This is a genomic window from Pseudoalteromonas sp. SG43-6 (assembly GCF_014164365.1).
Lineage (GTDB): Bacteria > Pseudomonadota > Gammaproteobacteria > Enterobacterales > Alteromonadaceae > Pseudoalteromonas > Pseudoalteromonas rhizosphaerae.
On the sequence record NZ_JACJEZ010000044.1, the window covers coordinates 14804 to 35744 of the forward strand.

The window sequence follows — 20941 nt, forward strand, 5'->3', positions numbered from 1 at the left end:
ATGAGAGCTTAAGATCATTTGCGTGATAGGGGATGGTGATGTTTAGTTTAATTGGTTTGACTTGGGCGCTGTCCAGTAATGCGTTTTTGGTGATGGGGGATATGCCATATACTCCAATTGATGAAATGAATTTAGCGCCAATAGGAGCTTTGGGTAAAAAAATAAAAACGACTGAGCATGCTTTTTTGATCCATGTTGGCGATATGAAATCCGGTTCTGAGCCTTGCACCAATGAGTTGCTTGAGAAGCATAAACAGTTACTTACCTCTTTAACTACGCAGCCATTCATTTACACCCCCGGTGACAATGAATGGACTGATTGCGACCGCAAAAATTTAACTCCTCGTTATGATGAATTAGAGCGCTTGGTATTTTTAAAAACCTTGATGTTTGATGATAAATACCTTGAAAAAGCCAATACCTTAGTTGATTTTCAGCAACAGCCTAGCATGCACGAAAATGCGCGTTGGCGGTTCGCTGATGTAGAGTTTATAACGCTGCATATTGCAGGCACCCACAATGGCCGTCGAGAGGTGCTAAAAAGTGATAAACAACTTGCTTATCAACAAGCTGATACAAGAGACGGCAACAACCTTAACTGGTTAGCGCAAGCAAACCCAGCAGCCAAAGGTTATGTGATTGCTTTTCAGGCAGATATTTACACCCATCAAACAGCACAACCGGCATGCAGTAAAACTCAGCCAGAACAGTGTGATGGTTTTAAAGTGTATCGTGATGCTTTGGCGGAATTTGCAAATACAGTAAAAAAGCCGGTATTAGTGATCCACGGTGATACAGGCCCTTATTGTCAGCAACCATTATCACAAAATTTAACGCGGCTTAATGTACCCGGTGATTTTATGTTTAGTGACATTGCCAAAGTAAGTCTGGTGCAACAAGATACAGATGTAACTTGGCAGATCAGTAGCTTAAAAAGTGGTAAATCACTTAAGCGGATCTGCCGTTAATGTTCGGCTAAGCCGGCATCGGTCATCAGGTTTTCAAGTTCGTCTTGCAGCTCAAAAAGCTCAGGCTCAATATAACTTAAATCACAATCGCCTTTTAACGCGGTTTCCAGTGCTTCAGCGAGTGCCTTGAGCTTGGGTACGCCAGTGTAACAACAAGCACCGTGAAATTTATGAATAATACTTAGCACATGTTCGCAATCTTGGCTGGCGGTTGCTTCTTCAAGTAGTCGCAGGGTTTCTGGCACACTGAGTAACAACATATTAAGCATTTCAAGCGCCAGTTCGTTTTTACCGCCGGCACGTTGCAGTGCTAATGGCCAATCCAGTGAAGAGCTTACAAAAGGAGGCTCAATAGCAACTAGCTCATTGCGGCTTTTGTCTCGTCGCAGCGGTGATTGTGGACTATGATCACTGATAATTTGTTTCAGCATATCTTCATCAATAGGTTTAGTTAAATACCCTTTAAAGCCATCGGTAATAAGTTGCTCTTTCTCGCCTGCTAAGGCGTGTGCTGTGACTGCAATAATAGGGGTATCTTCGTTTAAGGATGATTCTAGGATCAGTTTACAGGCGGTAATACCGTCCATAATGGGCATTTGAATATCCATAAAAATAATGTCGTATTTATGGCTTTTGCTCAAACTATAGGCTTGTGAGCCATTATGAGCGGTATCGATAGTTTCAATTTGCTCTTCTAATAAAGTACAAAGTAACTTTAAATTGGCATCATTATCATCAACGACTAATACTTTTAGCGGTAATAACTTTTCGTCATTTTCTTCAATATTGTGTACGGGATGATCGAGTCGATAAGGTGCTGCAAGCACTTCACAGAGCTTGCGGTGGTTCAGCGGTTTACTTAAACACGCATCTGCACCACAGCCAATATATGCTTCGCGCATATTATGCGATACCGAATTAAGCATTAAATACAGGTAGTCAGTCGATTCACGGACTGCTTTGATATAGCTTTTTAAGCGTTGCATTTCGTCAACTGCGGCAACATGACCAATAATACAAATATCGTAATTAAACTCTTTGTTTAACTCTTGTAAAAAGGTTTCTTGGTCAAAGCACGCAGTAACCCTTGTTTGCCACTCGGTGAGTAAAGAGAGCACCGCATTATGGGTATGTTCATGCGGTTCTAGGTATAAAATACGTTTATTTGCAAGAGATCTACTTGGTAAGTCGCTGTTATAAATATGGCTTGGAAGCCTAAATACACCATTAAAAGTAAAGCAGGTGCCGTTACCAGGTGCTGAGTTTAAGGTAATGCGGCCACCCATGGTTTCAACTATGTGCTTGGTAATAATTAAGCCAAGGCCTGTGCCACCAAATTTACGGGTAATGCTTGAATCAGCTTGGCCAAAAGGAGTGAACAAGGCATCTTGTTTATCCATTGGAATGCCAACGCCTGTATCGGTTACCGACACTAATACTGAGGTCCGTTCTTCATCAAGTAAACGATGGCCAACATCAATTTTAATTGAGCCTTTTTCAGTAAACTTAATTGCATTACTAATCAAGTTGATCAGAATTTGTTTAAAGCGGGTCGGATCACCAGTAATGTTATCAGGCACCAGTGAGTTGATATAAATCGATAGCTCTAATTGTTTTTCATGCGCACTGGGGGCCAGTAGCGTAAGTACTTCGTTTATTGTGTCACGTAGTTGAAATTGAATGGACTCAAGTTCCATGGCGCCTGCTTCAAGCTTCGAAAAATCTAAAATATCGCTGATGATAGTCATTAAACTATTGGCTGAGAGTTCGATGGTATCGAGGTAATCTTTTTGATGTTTATTAAGCGGTGTTTTATGTAATTGACGAGTAAAGCCAATTACACCATTGAGTGGTGTGCGCAGTTCGTGACTCATTTTCGCTAAAAAGTCCGATTTTACGCGGTTGGCGTCTTGGGCATCGGTTTTAGCAATACTGAGCTGAATATTTTGTGTTTCGTATAATTCTAACGACTCGCGCAAGTCACTGGTCGCCTGATCGATGTGCTTTTGCATTTCATCTTTTTGCATCACCATAGTATCAGAAATGGTGTTTAGCCCTTGGCGTAATAATTCAAACTCGCCCATCATCGGAGCGGTTAGGCCGGTTTCTCTTTTCCCTTCGATTAATTTGTCGGTAGCCAGTACTAACTTATTTAATGGGGTCATAAACATATGGCTAAGCCTGATGGCTAAAATAGCCGCCAACACTAAGGCTAAAATAATGACAATACCGCTGACTAATAATGCCTGTTGCTGACCAATAATCGCTTGGTCTTTGTTGAGCTGAATAACCACAGTGCCAAGGGATGTTTGAAACGTTGCATTATTCCACTGTGCGTCTGGCGTTGAGTGGTTGATGATCGGCGTAAAAAATGTAACTAGGTGGTCGCTGGGCACTACTTTGGTGTTTTTTCCTGCTTGCAAGTACTCACTGTGCAGTAGATCATCAAAGTCACGGTGATAGTTACTGGTTAATACCAGTTCATTATGCTCGTCAAAAATGGCGATGGTTTTAATTGCTGGTGAGTGTTTATTATGCGCATGGCTGATCAAACGGTTTAGTAGCTGTTTATTTTTTGCTAATAATGGCTGCTCAATGGCAATCGACAGTGGCTCTGAGATAGTCGCACCTTGCTGATATAAAATTTCATCAAGCTCAATGTAACGATTTATTGTAAAATAGCCGCCAAGTAGTAATCCGATAATCACTGTGGGAATAAGTGTTAGCGTTAAAACTGAGTCGCGCAAACCAAGTTTAGTCATAAGTGAACGTTGTTATCATTATTAGTTAGTTAAAGAGTATATACTTATAAGCTAGTAATCAATCACCCTCGTAGAATCAATATTTAAGGTGTTGCCCGATGGCGCAGTTTTTCCAAGCAAAAAAGAAAACCCTTTCTGGGCAGTCGTTAACTTTAGCCATTTCAGGAATGGATCATCAAGGTCGGGGGATTGCCAAGCATAATAATAAAGTGTGCTTTGTTAGCGGTGCACTGACAGGTGAAACGGTTAAGGCCAAACTAACCGAAGATAAAGCTCGTTATAGCGCGGCTAAAACGATAAAAGTTGAGCAGGCCAGTGAAGCACGGGTTAAACCGTTTTGCGAACATTATCAACAATGTGGTGGTTGCCAATTACAGCATTTGCGACTTGATCAACAATTAGTTGAAAAGCAAGTGGCGGTTAGCCAGCTGTTTTCAAAGTTTGCCAAGCTTGATGCAATGAATTGGCAAGCGCCGTTATTGAGCGAGCCGACGCACTACCGTCGCAGTGCGCGGTTAGCGGTGATGTTTGATAAAACCGCAAAAAAAATGCGGGTTGGTTATCGCGCGCAAGGTTCTAAACAAATTGTCAGTGTGCAGCAGTGTGCAGTACTGAGTGACGATTTTGCCGCAATTTTTACTGTTTTTGATCAGTTATTGAACCAATATGGCGAACTTCGCAGTGTTAGCCATATACAATTATGCCAAGCAGATGAGCAAAATTTTGTGGTGATCCGCCACACTAAAAGCATCAGTGATAAGCTAAAAGCAACTATTGAGCAGCAGGGGCTTGATCATCAGTGGCAAATAATATGGCAAGGAGATACTCAGCAAATTAACCACAGCCATTTACCTATGCCGTTTTATAGCTTACCTGAGCTTGGACTAAAATTTACGTTTGGGCTGGAAAACTTTATTCAAGTCAATGCGCAGGTAAATCAAGCTATGCTTTCTCAAGCGGTTGACTGGCTTAGTTTAAAAGGGGACGAACAGGTACTAGACCTATTTTGTGGGATTGGTAACTTCGCTTTAGCGCTGGCAAATAACGCAAAAAGCGTAATTGGTGTTGAAGGAGTGGCTTCTGCGGTTGCAATGGCGGCGCAAAATGCGCAAACTAACCATATAGCCAATGCTCATTTTCATTGTTTTGATTTAACACAAACAATGCAGCAAGCTCCGTGGTTTAGTAAAGAGTTGAATGTATTAGTACTGGACCCTTCACGTACCGGTGCCTTAGCTATTTTAGAGCAACTGCCTCTGAAGCAATTTAAAACGATTTTATATGTATCTTGCGACCCTGTTACTTTAGCCCGTGACAGCGCAATTATTACGCAAGCTGCATTTTCACTTGAAAAAATAGGGCTAATGAATATGTTTCCACACACGGGGCATATCGAAACGATGGCGTTATTTCAACGGAGGTAGAGCGCATTATGGTAGCTACTCGGCAATCACACCAACACGACAAACCGGGTGATTTTAGCACACGACTTGGTTTACTTAACTTAACGCAAGAAAAGCGCGAACTATTAAGTAAAGCGAATACCCTTTGCGCTGAACTGCATAATCATCAGCAACAAAATATTGCCATGGAAATGGTCGAAATTTTGGTGGAAATGAATCTCGATGCAGACACCCTCGCTACCGCATATATTACGCCGAGTTTTTTGGCTAATCTAATCGACATCGATACAGTAAGCGATGTGATGGGGAGCCATGTGGCAACTCTGCTAACGGGTGTTGCACAAATGGCTACTATTAGCACTTTGGCTCATCAAGGTACTGGCACCGTTCAAGTTGATAATATACGCCGTATGTTATTGGCGATGGTTGAAGATGTGCGCGCTGTGGTTATTAAACTTGCTGAGCAGGTATGTCATTTACGAGAGGTTAAAAACGCCAACGAAGAAGAGCGGGTGATTGCTGCAAAAGAAACCGCTGATATCTTTGCGCCACTTGCTAACCGGTTAGGGATTGGGCAATTAAAGTGGGAGCTGGAAGATCTATCGTTTCGCTATTTGCACCCTGATGTGTATAAAAATATTGCCAAGCAATTGGATGATAAGCGCCTAGGTCGCGAAGCTTATATGGTAGATATGGTTGAGCAAGTTAAAACTAAACTGGCTCAAGCAGGTATTAAAGGCGAGGTATATGGTCGGCCAAAACATATCTACAGTATTTACAAAAAAATGGCGCAAAAGAATTACGAGTTTGACCAGTTATTCGATATTCGCGCCATGCGTATTGTGGTGGATGAATTGCAAGATTGTTACGGTGCGCTGGGGATCGTACACACCAATTGGCGCCATCTAAATAAAGAATTTGATGATTATATTGCCACCCCTAAACAAAATGGTTATCAATCTATTCATACCGTAGTATTTGGCCCAGAAGGCAAAACGGTTGAAATCCAAATTCGTACCCACGCGATGCACCAAGATGCTGAGCTCGGAGTCGCTGCGCACTGGATGTATAAAGAAGGGGCGTTACCTGGGCGTGGTTCTGGGTATGAGCAAAAAATTAGCTGGTTGCGTAAATTATTGCAATGGCAAGAAGAGGTGGTTGATGGCAGCGATTTAGCCGAAGAGCTAAAAAATCAAGTGGTCGAAGATCGGGTGTATATTTTCACCCCTCGAGGCGATATTTTTGATTTACCGCTGGGCGCAACACCATTGGATTTTGCTTATTATATTCACTCAAATGTCGGTCATCGTTGTATTGGTGCAAAAGTATTTGGCAAAATTGTGCCTTTTACCCATCAATTACACACTGGCGATCAGGTTGAAATTTTAACCCAAAAACAACCTAATCCTAGCCGCGATTGGTTAAATCCATCACTGGGATATATTAAATCATCCCGCGCGAGAGCGAAAATACACCACTGGTTTAAACAACTCGATCGCGATAAAAATCTCAGTGCTGGTAAAGAAATTCTAGATAATGAATTGCAAAAGCTCGATCTGACCTACAAAAACTTAGAGCCGGCTATTACTCGCTATAACTTTAAAGAGTTAGATGACTTAATGGTTGCGATTGGCGCCGGTGATGTGCGTTTAAATCAGTTGCTGAATTTTATCACGGATCGCTCTGATGACGAGCCCGTCATCCGCTTTAAGAACCCGACTAAAATCAGCGGTGATAAAAATGGTATCGTGGTTGATGGGGTTGGTAGTTTAATGAGCCATGTGGCTAAATGTTGCCGCCCAGTTCCTGGTGAGTCAATAATCGGTTATATCACGCAAGGGCGTGGCATAGGTGTGCATAGGACTGATTGTGATTCTTTTAATAATCTAAGAACACAACATCCTGAGCGTGTTATTGCGGTTAGTTGGTCAGACGAAATTAACGGCTCTTATGCCCTGTGTATTAAAATTGAAGCAAGTGACAGAGCTGGGCTTATACGTGATATTAGTTCGGTACTGGCCAATGAAAAAGTTAATGTGCTGAATATGAATATGGAAACCGTGGACGACCGCCAATTAGCGTTGTTTACCATGCAAGTGGAAGTACATGATTTATCAAGTACCAATCGATTACTATCAAAATTAGATCAAATCGAAGGCGTGCATGAAGCAAAACGTAGTCACTAGGAATGTAAATGAACCAGACAACTAATACCTCAACGAATACATTAACTGAGTTATTAGCCATTATGGCTAAATTACGTGACCCAGCAACAGGCTGCCCGTGGGATTTAAAGCAAGACTTTACATCCATCGTACCGCATACCTTAGAAGAAGCATACGAGGTAGCCGATTGCATTGAAAAAGGTGATTTCGGTGAGCTTAAAAATGAACTGGGTGATTTACTCTTTCAAGTGATTTTTTATGCGCAATTGGCACAAGAGCAAGGGTTATTTGATTTTAATGATGTAATGGCTGGGCTAAATAATAAGTTAGTGCGTCGCCATCCACATGTATTTGCCGATCAGCAAGGGCTGACTGAACAACAACTCAGTGAGCAGTGGCAAACCATAAAAGCACAGGAGCGGGCAGCAAAAGCTGAACCGCAGAGCAACACATTATGGCAAGATATACCTGCAAATCTGCCTAGTTTGAGTAAAGCCAAAAAAATTCAGCAGCGGGTTGCAGGATTAGGCTTTGATTGGCCTAGTTATCATGGTGCATTAGATAAAGTGGCTGAAGAAGTTGATGAAGTAAAAGAAGCGTTAGCCGTTGATCCATTTTCAGCACACAGCGCAGAAGAAATCGGCGATTTATTGTTTGCTACAGTTAATGTAGCACGGCATATTAAACGTGACCCAGAGCAATTATTACGTAGCGCCAACGATAAGTTTTCAGCGCGATTTGAAAAAGTACAAGCCTATTTATGTGAGCGTGGGCAATCGCTTGATACAGCAACCCTTGCTGAAATGGATGCCGCATGGGATGCGATAAAAAAGCAGCAGTAAATAATGCGAAACGCTGAGTGCGTTTTTTGTGCAGAGAATTACTAACTTTCGCTGGATTGATGGCAGTGCCTTTGCTATAATTTCGCCCCGTCTTGATTCTATATTTTTCCTTTTAATTCCTGATATTCTAGGGTTCGCATGAGTACAAAATTTATCTTCGTTACCGGCGGGGTTGTTTCCTCGTTGGGTAAAGGTATTGCAGCAGCATCGTTGGCAGCTATTTTAGAGGCCCGTGGTTTAAATGTTACCATTTTAAAGCTGGATCCTTATATCAACGTTGACCCAGGCACAATGAGCCCAATTCAACATGGTGAAGTATTTGTCACCGAAGACGGCGCTGAAACCGATCTTGATTTAGGTCACTATGAACGTTTCATCCGTACCAAAATGACAAGCCGTAACAACTTCACACAAGGTCGTGTATATGAAGATGTGCTGCGTCGTGAGCGTCGTGGTGAGTACCTTGGTGCAACAATTCAGGTTATTCCACATATTACCAACGATATTAAGCAACGTGTTTATGACGGTGCTGAAGGCCATGATGTGGCACTCGTTGAAATTGGTGGAACGGTTGGTGATATTGAGTCACAACCATTCTTAGAAGCAATTCGTCAGCTTGGCACAGAGATTGGCCGTGAGCGCGCATTGTTTATTCACTTAACGTTAGTGCCATTCTTAGGCCCTGCGGGTGAAGTGAAAACCAAACCAACACAGCATTCTGTTAAAGAGTTACGCTCGATTGGTATTCAACCAGATATTCTTATCTGCCGTTCAGATCGTAAATTACCAAATAACGAACGTGCAAAGATTGCTCTTTTTACTAACGTTGAAGAAAAAGCGGTTATTTCATTACCTGATGTAGACAGCATTTATAAAATTCCTGCGCTATTAAAATCGCAAGAGCTTGATAACTTTGTATGTCGTCGCTTCCATCTTGATTGCCCTGAAGCTGATTTAGTTGAGTGGGAACAAGTGTTATACCAAGAGTCAAACCCAACGGGTGAAGTGACTATCGGTATGGTTGGTAAATACATTGAACTACCTGATGCCTATAAATCTGTAAACGAAGCACTTAAACATGCAGGTCTTAAAAATCGTTTAACAGTAAACATTCAATATGTTGATTCACAAGATGTTGAAAGTAAAGGTACTGAGTTATTAGCTAACCTTGATGCTATTTTAGTTCCTGGTGGTTTTGGTGGTCGCGGTGTTGAAGGTAAAATTTTAGCGGCACAATATGCCCGTGAAAATAAAGTACCTTACCTTGGTATCTGTTTAGGTATGCAAGTTGCGCTAATTGAGTATGCACGTAATGTTGCAGGCTTATTAGATGCAAACTCAACCGAGTTTAATGCTAACTCGTCAAGCCCTGTGGTTGGTTTGATCACAGAATGGTTAGATGCTGAAGGCAACATTGAAACACGTAGCGAAAAATCTGATTTAGGTGGCACTATGCGTTTAGGCGCACAAAAATGTCATTTAACACCAGGCTCAAAAGTACGTGAAGTATATGGTAGTGATGAGATTGTTGAACGTCATCGTCATCGTTACGAAGTAAACAATAATTTTGTTGAACAGCTTGAAAAAGCTGGCTTGAGTTTCACTGGTTTATCGGAAGATAAGAAGCTAGTTGAAATCATCGAGAATAAAGATCACCCGTGGTTTATTGCGGCTCAATTCCACCCGGAATTCACCTCAACACCGCGTGATGGTCATCCGCTATTTGAAGGGTTTGTTGCCGCTGCGCATATTCATCAAAAAGCGTCATCGTAATATGAATAAGCCGTGCACTATGCACGGCTTATTTGTTTTCAAAGTCGACGGCATTAAGGAAAATTAATAAAGTCGGAGTAGACTCACCATTTTGGGAAAAGAGGAATCAAGATGTCAAATATCGTAAAAGTGATCGGTCGCGAAATTATGGATTCGCGTGGTAACCCAACTGTAGAAGCTGATGTTCATTTAGCTGACGGTTCATGGGGCCGCGCTGCTGCACCATCAGGTGCATCAACAGGTACTCGCGAAGCACTAGAATTACGTGATGGTGATAAAGCACGTTACTTAGGTAAAGGTGTATTAAAAGCGGTTGGTTTTATTAATAATGAAATCGCGACAGCCTTAGCTGGCCAAAATGCACTAGAGCAAAGCACTGTTGACCAAGTAATGCTAGATTTAGATGGTACCGAAAATAAAGAAAAATTAGGTGCAAATGCAATCTTAGCAGTGTCATTAGCAACTGCAAAAGCTGCTGCACAATCTAAAAAAGTAGAGCTTTATGAGCACATTGCTGACTTAAACGGTACACCAGGTGTTTATTCTATGCCGTTACCAATGATGAACATCATCAATGGTGGTGAGCATGCTGATAACTCAGTTGATATTCAAGAATTCATGATCCAGCCAGTTGGCGCTGCCAACTTCCGTGAAGCGCTTCGCATGGGTGCAGAAATATTCCACAGCCTTGCCAAAGTACTTAAAGCTGATGGTCATTCAACCGCAGTGGGTGATGAAGGTGGTTTTGCACCAAACCTTGCCTCTAACGAAGCGGCACTTGCAGCAATTAAAGTTGCTGTTGCTAATGCAGGCTACGAGTTAGGCAAAGACATTACTCTAGCACTTGATTGTGCTGCGTCTGAGTTTTATGACAAAGAAGCAAATATCTACGACCTTAAAGGCGAAGGTAAAAAATTCACCTCAGAAGAGTTTAACTACTTCTTAAAAGATCTAACTGAACAGTACCCAATCGTGTCTATCGAAGATGGCCTTGATGAGTCTGATTGGGACGGCTTTGCACACCAAACAAAACTACTTGGCGATAAGATCCAATTAGTTGGTGACGATTTATTCGTGACAAACACTAAGATCTTAAAGCGTGGTATCGACAACGGTATTGCTAACTCAATCTTAATCAAGTTTAACCAAATTGGTTCACTAACTGAAACGTTAGCTGCAATCAAAATGGCTAAAGACGCTGGTTTCACTGCTGTTATTTCTCATCGCTCAGGCGAAACTGAAGATTCAACAATTGCTGATTTAGCAGTGGGTACTGCAGCTGGTCAAATCAAAACAGGTTCATTGAGCCGTTCTGATCGTGTAGCGAAGTACAACCAATTGCTACGTATTGAAGAGCAATTAGGCGCTAAAGCACCTTTTAATGGTCTTAAAGAAGTTAAAGGTCAGTAATTCTTTTATAAGAAGCTGATTTAAACTTTTGAAAAATCCTCGCAAATGCGGGGATTTTTATTTAAGTGCCTTGTAGGCGCGAGTTTATCTCGCGCATTTTTAGGCGTTAAAGCTGAAATTGCTGCTTCAAAATCTGCCCTGTAAAGCTGGTTTTTAAATAAAAACCTCGGGGTAGGGTTTTAATAATTTGCCCGTTTGGACCGATGGCATCGGTGACTATTCTGCTATTAGCTGCTTTTGGGCGAATTTGCATCGCATCCCCTAAATGCCCTGAGATCTCATCAACACGTCCCAGTGCTATCAGCTCCATTTGTTCTTCCCAGTCTCGCTGTAACTGCGCATCTTGCTCTGCTGAGGGTTGCCATAAAAAGCCACTACCAATGGTTCTATCAAATGGCACAATGTCGCGCTCGCCTAGTATGGGTAGCCACAAGACATGATTGAGTTTTTTACGCACATTACTTTGCTGCCATGTCATACCTGTGACATTCAATAACGGTGTCACAGACACAAAAGTGGTCTCTAATGGTTTGCCTTTATATGAGATTGGTAGCGTTTTAAGTTCAATCCCGAGCTCTTCAAAATCAGGGGTAGGTTTGGAACCTGCTGTAGCACCTAATGCATATTCAATCAATTGCCCCGTCCAGCCTTTCTCCTTTAATAAATGCTCAGGTGTTTTAAACTGATAATGACTTGCTAATTGGCCTAATGTCAGTCCTGCAATGTTGCTAACACGTTGCATTAATTCATTGATTGAATGTGGTTTTATCGGTTTCATAGCGAGTTATTTGGTTGTATAAATTCACTACTCATGATAGCAAAAGAGTTTAACCGTGGATATCTTTGCGTTTGGGTGTTTTTTGTCCAGTGATAGTTCGCTGTGTTTTTAGACAAGGTGAAACTTGCTGACTTTAAGCTTAATGTATTGAATTTAATGGTTTTTAACTGTTGAATTTGTAAAGCCTTTAAGCTGTGTTGAAAACTTGTTGGGATAAATACATAACTATGAACAATGTTATCCACAGAAACTGTGGAAAAGGCAAGTTATTGGATCTGTTATTGTGGATTTGTTTGCAAAATGAGCTGTATAAACTAAAGTTATGCACAAGCTGTGAGTAAGATGCGTAAAACTCTGAATATTGTTTGCCGTATTGCAGGTAATGTGGAACAATCATTAAAAATCGACTTACAAATGAGGCACTAAGGTGATTGATGCCGAAGGTTTTCGTGCCAATGTCGGAATTGTAATTTGCAATAATCAGGGACAGGTCTTTTGGGCCAGACGTTATGGTCAGCATTCTTGGCAGTTTCCTCAAGGTGGTGTTGATAGTGGCGAAACAGCAGAGCAGACCATGTTTCGTGAATTACACGAAGAAGTCGGCTTGCGCCCTGAAGATGTAGAAATTGTCGCAAGTTCAAAACATTGGTTACGTTATAAATTGCCCAAGCGTTTGATCCGCCGAGACTCCAGTCCGGTGTGTATTGGGCAAAAGCAAAAATGGTTTTTATTGAAACTGCGTTGTAAAGACGAAGACGTCAACTTACTAAAAACACATCATCCGGAATTTGATGATTGGCGGTGGGTAAGTTATTGGTATCCGGTAAGGCAAGTTGTATCGTTTAAACGCGATGTTTATCGCCGTGTTATGAAAGAATTCGCACCCTTTGCGATGCCTTTTAATAAACGTGAACAGTCCAAAGATACGTGGCGCCATAAAGGTAAATAATATAAAGGAGCAGTATTATGCTGGCTACACTCAGAGCTATTGCAGAGTCCGTTTCGCAACAAGCGAGTTTGGATAGTGCGCTAGCATGTTTTGTTGAAATGGTGAAAGATGCCATGAAAACTGAGTGCTGCTCCATTTATTTTGCTGATTACAGTCAAGATAATTTTGTATTAATGGCAACCAGAGGGCTTAATCCCGCAGCCGTGGGTAAGTTTAGAATCGGTTTTACCGAAGGTTTAGTTGGCTTAGTAGCACAACGAGAAGAACCTATTAATATTGCCTTTGCCAAGTCTCACCCGCGTTTTAAACTCTCTCCTGAAGTGAATGAAGAAGGCTTCAACGCATTTTTGTCTGTGCCTGTAGTTCATCAAAAAAAAGTGCTGGGCGTTATTGTTGTACAACAGAAAATTGCCCGTGTATTTAGTCAAGATGAAGAGTCCTTTTTAATTACGTTATCTGCGCAACTAGCGTCGCAATTAGCCCATGCAGAAATCAAAGAAGTACTACGCCAAGATGAGTTTTCTCATCAGACCTCGGTGCTAAAAGGGGTTTCTAGCGCGCCAGGAATTGCGATAGGGCAGGCGTTTGTTATTCTGCCGAAACTTGACTTTAAATCGATAGAATTAAAAAAAGACGATAACTGTACTGAGCAACGCCGCTTATTTACTCAAGCTGTTGCTGCAACCCGCAAAGAATTTAACACCTTGTCGATGACTCTTAGCGATTCTATCCCTAAAGAAGCGTTGGCAGTGTTTGAGGTGTATCAGCAACTACTGGATGCAAAAAGTTTAGGGCAGAATGTTGAAGCACAACTGCAAGAAGGCTGGTGTGCAAAAAGTGCATTGAAAATTGTGATCGAACGATTGATCTCGCAATTCAATGCCATGCAGGATCCCTATATCAAAGAGCGTGCGGTTGATGTTAAAGATATCGGCCTGCGCGTACTGCATCATCTCGTCAATACTGAACACGCCGTAAAAAGTTATCCTAAAGATACAGTACTGATCGCTAATACTTTAACCCCAGCCATGCTTGCAGAAGTGCCTAAAGGCCATTTAGTTGGCGTAGTAAGTGTTAACGGTGCGGCAAATAGTCATGCGTCAATTTTAACCCGTGCAATGGGGATCCCTGCAATTTGGGGTATTGAAGATTTACCGCTATTGCAGTTTGATGGTAAACCAATGATTTTAGATGCATACGCAGGGCGATTATATATTTCGCCTTCGCAAATGCTACAAGATGAATATTTACAATTACAGCACCAAGAAAGTCTATTAAACGACAAGTTTGTGGCTGAGCAAGAATGCGATGCAGTGACATTAGATGGCGAGCATATTAGTTTGTTGCTCAATGCTGGTTTGGAACTCAATACTGAAAAAGCTAACACCAAAGTCTGTGATGGCGTTGGCTTATACCGAACTGAAGCCTGGTTTATGCAAAAAGGCCAGTTTCCATCACAAATAGAACAAGAGAATTGGTATCGCGAAGTATTAGCCAGTTATCATCCAGAACCTGTAGTGATGCGTACGCTTGATATTGGTGGTGATAAAGCACTTGATTACTTTGATATTACAGAAGAAAACCCATTTTTAGGCTGGCGGGGTATTCGTGTCACATTGGACCACCCAGAGATCTTTTTAGACCAGCTCAAAGCCATGGTTAAAGCAAACATTGGTTTAGGTAATTTAAAAATTATGCTGCCAATGATAAGCGGTACCGAAGAGGTTGATGAATCTTTAGCATTGTTAGAGCAAGCCTATTTTGAACTGGAAGAAAAATACCCAGAGCAAGCCATTGAACGCCCAGAGATTGGCGTAATGTTAGAAGTCCCTTCAAGTGTATTTATGCTCCCTGAATGGTCTAAAAAAGTAGATTTTTGTTCTGTGGGTAGTAACGATTTGACGCAATACTTACTTGCCGTCGATCGTTCTAATGCGCGTGTTGCTGATTTATTTAATCCCTATCATCCTGCGGTATTAAGAGTACTACAAAAAGTTGCAAAAGAGTGTCAGCAATATGAAATGTCCTTTAGTTTATGTGGTGAATTAGGTGGCGATCCTGAAGGTGCAATACTGCTGATTGCGATGGGGTATCGTCGCTTGAGTATGAACTACTCATCATTAAGTAAAGTTAAATGGGTATTAAGACGTTTAAAAGCCAGCGATATGGAAGCATTACTGGCGGAGTGTTTAGCACAATCTACTGCAAAACAAGTGCTTAGGTTAACGCGTAATTTTATGATTGAGCATCAACTTGGTGAATTATTTTATACCCCAAATCAGGCTTCTTAGTTATACCAATCGACTTAAATATTTAACCATTCTAGCGTGCCAAATAAAGCGCTAACTGCGTTATAAATTTCTCAAGTAGAACAACTACATGTCGAAATTTATGCCTTGTTATCACTCTATTTATCTGTCGCTATAAATGGCTAATAACTTAACACGATTGGTATTACCAAAACGAGTGCTGTAAAGATTCGATATAATCGATTAGTATATGCATATAATAAATCCAATTTTATAAGAGTGTACGATGCATGATTTAGTTATCCTGATTATCAGCTGCGCGCTATTAGGTTGTGTGGTTGGTTTTTTAGCTGGGTTATTAGGCATTGGCGGTGGATTAATTATTGTGCCAGTACTGAGTTCATTATTAGTGCATTTTAATGTTGTTGCGGTTGATCATGTACTGGTTATTGCGATTGCTACCTCGCTTGCCTCTATTTTATTCACTTCAACGTCATCTGCATTAGCACACCATAAAAATCAAAATGTGCCATGGGAAATTGCGCCTTGGGTTATGTCTGGCGTTGGACTTGGTGCTCTGATCAGTGGTTTTGCCGCGAGTTTAATTCCAGAACAGTTATTACGCATCGTTTTTGCTGTTAGTGTGGTGTTTATTGCTGCTCGTATGGTGTTGTCTGCTCGTAATAAGCCTGTCGCGGTCAAACCTATGCCAAGTGGCCCAGTTATTGGCGCTATTAGCGCAGTGATGGGCGGATTATCAGGTTTGATTGGTATTGGTGGCGGCGCATTGATTGTGCCGCTACTGCACTATTTTTCAGTTGATATTAAAAAAGCCATAGGCTGCGCGGCAGCATGTGGCATTGTGATTGCGCTATTTGGCTCTGTGGGATATGTCAGCGCTGGTTGGCAAGTAACCGATTTACAACATGGCTTTGCAGGTTTTGTGTATTTACCGGCATTATTAGGTATAGTAATAACCTCGTGGTTTATGGCACCAATAGGAGCCAAAGCAACGCATTATTTACCCGTTTCAACGATAAAAAAAGTGTTCGCGGTGTTACTGATTATCATCGCGCTTCAAATGGTTTTTAGTTAAGGTTTAATTTTATGGCTCTTGAATTTCCAGAGATCGATCCGATCATTTTCACTGTCGGTCCTCTTAGCGTACGTTGGTACGGTTTAATGTATTTAATTGGTTTTGCTTTTGCGATGTGGTGGGCAAATAGGCAAGCAACTAAACCAGGCTCGGGTTGGACGAAAGAAGAGGTCAGTGATTTACTGTTCTACGGTATGTTAGGGGTTATTCTGGGTGGTCGGATTGGCTATGTACTGTTTTATCAATTTAGTTACTTTTTAGAAAATCCACTGTATTTATTTAGAATCGATCAAGGTGGTATGTCTTTCCACGGTGGCACTTTAGGGGTGATAACCGCTATTTGTGTGTTTGCCTGGACACGTAAAAAACAGTTACTTGCAGTGGGTGATTTTGTTGCACCGCTAGTGCCGGTTGGCCTTTTAGCTGGACGTATTGGTAACTTTATTAACGGCGAATTATGGGGCAGAACTACCGATGTGCCTTGGGCTATGGTATTCCCAAATGGTGGGCCATTGGCGCGTCATCCTTCACAGTTGTATGAAGCCTTTTTAGAAGGCTTCGTGCTGTTTATTATTTTGTATGTGTTTACTAAAAAGCCACGTCCAGCGGGTAGTGTCGGCGGATTATTTTTACTATGCTATGGGGTATTTAGATTCTGCGTTGAATATGTGCGCGAACCAGATGCACAACTAGGATTGTTTGCTGATTTTATATCAATGGGTCAAATATTGTCATTGCCAATGGTCATTGCTGGTCTTGGTTTGATAATATGGGCATACAAAAAGCCACAGCCTGCTGTTGCCAGTAAAGCATAAAAAAGAAGCGAATAATGAAACAATATTTAGAGTTATGTCAGCGCATTGTTGATGAAGGTATCTGGGTTGAGAATAAACGTACGGGAACGCGTTGTTTAACAGTCATTAATGCGGAGCTTGAATACGACGTTGCGAACAACAAGTTCCCAATGATCACCACCCGAAAAAGTTATTACAAAGCGGCAATCGCAGAGCTGTTGGGTTATTTACGTGGTTATAGCAGTGCTGCGCAATTTCGCGACATAGGTTGTATGACTTGGGATGCTAACGCTAATGAAAACCAAGCATGGTTAAATAATCCGAACCGCCAAGGTGAGGATGACATGGGCCGTGTATATGGCGTACAAGCTCGTGATTGGCGACGCCCTGATGGAACACCGTTAGATCAGCTAAAAAAGGTCATTGATAATCTTAAAAATGGTGTGGATGACAGAGGCGAGATCATCACTTTTTATAATCCGGGTGAGTTTGAGTTAGGGTGTTTGCGCCCATGTATGCACACGCATACTTTTTCGCTTCTTGGCGATACGCTTTATTTAACCTCGTATCAGCGCAGTTGTGATGTGCCACTTGGTTTGAATTTCAATCAAATTCAATGTTTTGTATTGCTTGCACTGGTCGCGCAGATCACTGGCCACAAAGCAGGTAAGGCATACCATAAAATCGTTAATGCCCATATTTATGAGAACCAACTGGAATTAATGCGTGATGTGCAGTTACAGCGTGAGCCATTTGCATCACCTACGTTGACGATTAATCCAAATATTAAATCACTCGAAGATATCGAAACGTGGGTCACCCGTGATGACTTTGAGGTAAATGGCTATCAATGCCATGAAGCAATTAAATACCCGTTTTCAGTGTAACAATTAATAAGCATCATAGTTTTAAGGAGAGAATAATGAAAGCAGTGATCCCAGTCGCAGGACTTGGCACCCGTATGTTGCCAGCTACTAAAGCTATTCCAAAAGAGATGTTACCTGTTGTAGATAAACCCTTGATTCAATATGTAGTTAATGAAGCGGTTGCTGCGGGTATTAAAGAAATTGTATTAGTGACTCACTCGAGTAAAAACTCGATTGAAAACCATTTTGATACCAGTTTTGAGCTAGAAGCAACGCTAGAGAAGCGGGTAAAGCGTCAGTTACTTGCTGAAGTACAAGCTATTTGCCCTAAAGATGTGACAATTATTCACGTTCGCCAAGGTGAAGCAAAAGGCTTAGGGCACGCAATCAACTGTGCAGCGCCAATTATTGGTAACGAACCGTTTGTGGTTATTTTACCTGATGTAATCATAGATGATGTTGAAAGTAATCTTAAAAAAGATAATTTAGCTGAAATGATTACTCGCTTTAATACAAACGGTGAGAGCCAAATTATGGTTGAGCCTGTGCCTATGCAGGATGTTGATAAGTTTGGTGTGGTCGATTTAGGCGACGTAAAGCTTGAACAAGGGCAAAGCGCAGCGATCCTTAATATGGTTGAAAAACCTCCCTTGCATAGCGCACCATCAAATTTGGCTGTGGTAGGTCGTTATGTGCTAAGTAAAAATATTTGGCCATTACTTGCAAAAACTCCCGCAGGCGCCGGCGACGAAATTCAGTTAACAGATGCAATTGCGATGCTAATGGAAAAAGAATCTGTTGCTGCTTATGCGATAAAAGGGCGTAGTCATGATTGCGGTAGTAAGTTGGGCTATTTAAAAGCCACTATTGAATTTGCACTGCGTCGTGATGAATTTAAAGATGAACTAAGTGATTTTATTAAAACCTTAGTTTAAGCTCATTTATTGAGCCTAACTTATAAAAGTGCCTTAGTGGCACTTTTTTATTGCTTAAAAATCCTGAAACTGGCACTGACTTTGCTTATAATATGGCATTATTTATTTTGTGATGCTAACAGATGATGTGTTTTAAAAAGCAAGCTTGGTATACCACAGTGTTGGTTACAGCAACTGTCTGGCTTAGTGGGTGCAGTAGTATTAATGCTAACCCGGTGGAACAGCAGCCTGCATTAATTTCTGATCAACAAGTCAAAGAGTATGTTCAGCAATGGCACTCGCAACAAGAGAGTATTACTCGTTTAGCTGCGATGGAGGAAGACTTGCAACTATTAATAATGGCACTTTCCTCTCAAACTGATATTGCAGAAAACCCAGCGGTGCTTCGCGAAGATAATGTTACGGTGGCTCATTATGCTGAAAAAATACAGATCCCTGATACTGCTAACTCCTCAAAAACTATCGAAAACCGCCCTCTGCCACTGTATGGCAACTCACTGCCAGGCGCGCAACTTGGGCTGTATTTAAAACCGCAAAGAGTGAGAACGCAAATAGCAAGGTTGCAGCAACAATATCCGCAGGCATTTAGCCAATTAGATTTTGTAATGACAGAGCGTCACAATAAAGGCGTTACCTTGTATGGGTTACGAGTTGGGCCATTTCAAAATTATACAGAGGCCAATCTATTTTGTTCATTAGCACAAAATTTAGGCCAAAAATGCCTGAGTGCCCCATTTGTTGGTCAGCCTTTGTAATTAAATAAGCTATTTTTCTGATTTTTCAGTAATTAAGCTTAAAGTAATTGTTCTGAGTGTCGATAATATCTAAGATAGGGGCAACATAGGGTAATGTCCCATCACTTATAAGGATTTAATATGAAATTATCTTTAACTCTTCTGGCAGCAGCAGTTACAGCAAGCTCATTCGCGACTTATGCAACAACCGAAAGCTTTGATGCGAAAGTTAAAGTGCAAAATACTGTCGTTTTAACCAAAGGAAATGACTTAGATTTTGGTACAATTCGAGCGGTTGCAGATCCAGACGGTGTTAACCAAGCTACATTGGTTATAAACCCTGAGCCTACAGCAAGTCCTGTATCGTCTAGAACTGATAACGCACCTGCGATTATTTCAATAATAGAGCAAGGTTCGCCTGCATCTTTTACAGTATCGGAAGTAGTGCCAAATGCTCGTTTATCAATTACTAACCCAACAGCAACAACCCTGAGCTCTAATGGCCAAGGTTTGAATGAGCCAAACTTTACGGTTGGTACTTGGACATACTTTATCACTAGCGGTCCAAATGCAAACGCTTATTATTCATCAGTGACGCCTAATTTAACTGCTGACGGTGATGGCAGTGTATCGTTTAATATTGGTGCAACTCTTTCTACAGCATCAACAATTTCTAGCGAAGCGTACCGAGATACTGAGTATACAGGCACTTTTCAATTAGAAGTTGCTTATTAATTTAATCATGCGTTTTTTCTTGTTATTTGCGATGCTTTCAATACTGTATTCACAGTCAACAAGAGCCGCGAGTATAGAGCAACAAGCGCTTGATTTTGGCACCTTAGTTATTCTTAAAAGTGATCAAATAGGTTCTGTAATTATCAAGGATGATGGTTCGATTAGCACTTCTGGCGAAATCTATATCCTTAAAGAAGGTCGCCCAGCTGAGCTGATACTCACTGACATCCCCCCTGGCACTCGAGTCTCTATGAATTTAGTGGCTCCTGCAACTATGCAACACAATACTAAAGGAAGTAGTAGTGCCGACTTTAGAGTGACCTTAAATGGCTTTCCTAAAGACGCAACAAGCGATGAGTTTAGCGAAGTGCATGTATTTATTGGTGGTAAATTAGAAATAAATACAAGCAGCAAACAATATGTTGACGGCGACTATTCAACAACCACAAACTTAGAAATTTCAGTGGATTATTAAGGATTTA

The 20941-nt window shown here is 41.3% G+C and carries 17 protein-coding genes; 15 read left to right on the top strand and 2 right to left on the bottom strand.

The features are described from left to right. The first annotated feature begins 38 nt into the window (after nt 1-38). On the top strand, nt 39-968 hold the full coding sequence (locus tag H5201_RS16970) for a hypothetical protein (protein ID WP_182785104.1): 930 nt from the start codon (nt 39-41) through the stop codon (nt 966-968). Here the strand turns inward: H5201_RS16970 and barA are convergent. Next, nucleotides 965-3730 carry a two-component sensor histidine kinase BarA gene (gene barA / locus H5201_RS16975; RefSeq protein ID WP_182785105.1) on the bottom strand — a complete coding sequence of 922 codons (2766 nt, stop codon included), beginning with the start codon at nt 3728-3730 and terminating at the stop codon, nt 965-967. The genes H5201_RS16970 and barA overlap by 4 nt on opposite strands. Before the next feature lie 98 nt (nt 3731-3828). Between barA and rlmD the strand changes: the two genes are divergently transcribed. The 5 genes from rlmD (at nt 3829) to eno (ending at nt 11323) form a co-directional block, all read left to right on the top strand. Continuing rightward, nucleotides 3829-5154: a 23S rRNA (uracil(1939)-C(5))-methyltransferase RlmD gene (gene rlmD, locus H5201_RS16980; protein WP_182785106.1), complete on the top strand. Its 1326-nt coding sequence runs from the start codon at nt 3829-3831 to the stop codon at nt 5152-5154. Nucleotides 5155-5162: 8 nt separating this feature from the next. Further along, a complete protein-coding gene (relA, locus tag H5201_RS16985; RefSeq protein ID WP_145240914.1) occupies nt 5163-7319 on the top strand; it encodes a GTP diphosphokinase in 2157 nt (718 codons plus the stop codon). Nucleotides 7320-7327: 8 nt separating this feature from the next. Next, entirely contained in the window at nt 7328-8140 is an 813-nt protein-coding gene (gene mazG / locus H5201_RS16990; protein ID WP_145240915.1) for a nucleoside triphosphate pyrophosphohydrolase, read from the top strand. A gap of 138 nt (nt 8141-8278) precedes the next feature. After that, nucleotides 8279-9913, top strand: coding sequence for a CTP synthase (locus H5201_RS16995; protein ID WP_182785107.1), 1635 nt, complete (start codon nt 8279-8281; stop codon nt 9911-9913). Nucleotides 9914-10024: 111 nt separating this feature from the next. Beyond that, the gene (gene eno, locus H5201_RS17000) at nt 10025-11323 is read left to right on the top strand and encodes a phosphopyruvate hydratase (protein ID WP_145240917.1); all 1299 of its coding nucleotides are present in this window, start codon (nt 10025-10027) and stop codon (nt 11321-11323) included. Nucleotides 11324-11429: 106 nt separating this feature from the next. Here eno and mutH read toward each other — a convergent pair whose 3' ends face one another. Beyond that, entirely contained in the window at nt 11430-12101 is a 672-nt protein-coding gene (gene mutH, locus H5201_RS17005; protein ID WP_149981676.1) for a DNA mismatch repair endonuclease MutH, read from the bottom strand. A gap of 427 nt (nt 12102-12528) precedes the next feature. On the opposite strand from mutH, the gene rppH reads away from it, so the two are divergent. The 9 genes from rppH to H5201_RS17050 all read left to right on the top strand — a co-directional run bounded on the left by rppH (nt 12529) and on the right by H5201_RS17050 (nt 20934). Further along, the gene (gene rppH / locus H5201_RS17010) at nt 12529-13050 is read left to right on the top strand and encodes an RNA pyrophosphohydrolase (RefSeq protein WP_145240920.1); all 522 of its coding nucleotides are present in this window, start codon (nt 12529-12531) and stop codon (nt 13048-13050) included. A 17-nt stretch (nt 13051-13067) separates the two neighbouring features. After that, a complete protein-coding gene (gene ptsP, locus H5201_RS17015) occupies nt 13068-15341 on the top strand; it encodes a phosphoenolpyruvate--protein phosphotransferase (protein WP_182785108.1) in 2274 nt (757 codons plus the stop codon). A gap of 244 nt (nt 15342-15585) precedes the next feature. Beyond that, a complete protein-coding gene (locus H5201_RS17020) occupies nt 15586-16395 on the top strand; it encodes a sulfite exporter TauE/SafE family protein (RefSeq protein ID WP_182761005.1) in 810 nt (269 codons plus the stop codon). An 11-nt stretch (nt 16396-16406) separates the two neighbouring features. Next, on the top strand, nt 16407-17210 hold the full coding sequence (gene lgt, locus H5201_RS17025; RefSeq protein WP_149981669.1) for a prolipoprotein diacylglyceryl transferase: 804 nt from the start codon (nt 16407-16409) through the stop codon (nt 17208-17210). A 14-nt stretch (nt 17211-17224) separates the two neighbouring features. Beyond that, complete coding sequence (locus tag H5201_RS17030; protein WP_182768048.1) at nt 17225-18076, top strand: thymidylate synthase; 852 nt, start codon at nt 17225-17227, stop codon at nt 18074-18076. A 35-nt stretch (nt 18077-18111) separates the two neighbouring features. After that, nucleotides 18112-18990 carry a UTP--glucose-1-phosphate uridylyltransferase GalU gene (galU, locus tag H5201_RS17035; RefSeq protein WP_169019966.1) on the top strand — a complete coding sequence of 293 codons (879 nt, stop codon included), beginning with the start codon at nt 18112-18114 and terminating at the stop codon, nt 18988-18990. Between the two features lie 122 nt (nt 18991-19112). Continuing rightward, a complete protein-coding gene (locus tag H5201_RS17040; RefSeq protein WP_259398479.1) occupies nt 19113-19745 on the top strand; it encodes an SPOR domain-containing protein in 633 nt (210 codons plus the stop codon). 120 nt (nt 19746-19865) lie between these two features. Next, a complete protein-coding gene (locus H5201_RS17045) occupies nt 19866-20459 on the top strand; it encodes a DUF4402 domain-containing protein (protein ID WP_182739892.1) in 594 nt (197 codons plus the stop codon). Nucleotides 20460-20466: 7 nt separating this feature from the next. Beyond that, entirely contained in the window at nt 20467-20934 is a 468-nt protein-coding gene (locus tag H5201_RS17050; RefSeq protein WP_149981657.1) for a DUF4402 domain-containing protein, read from the top strand. Nucleotides 20935-20941: the final 7 nt, after the last annotated feature.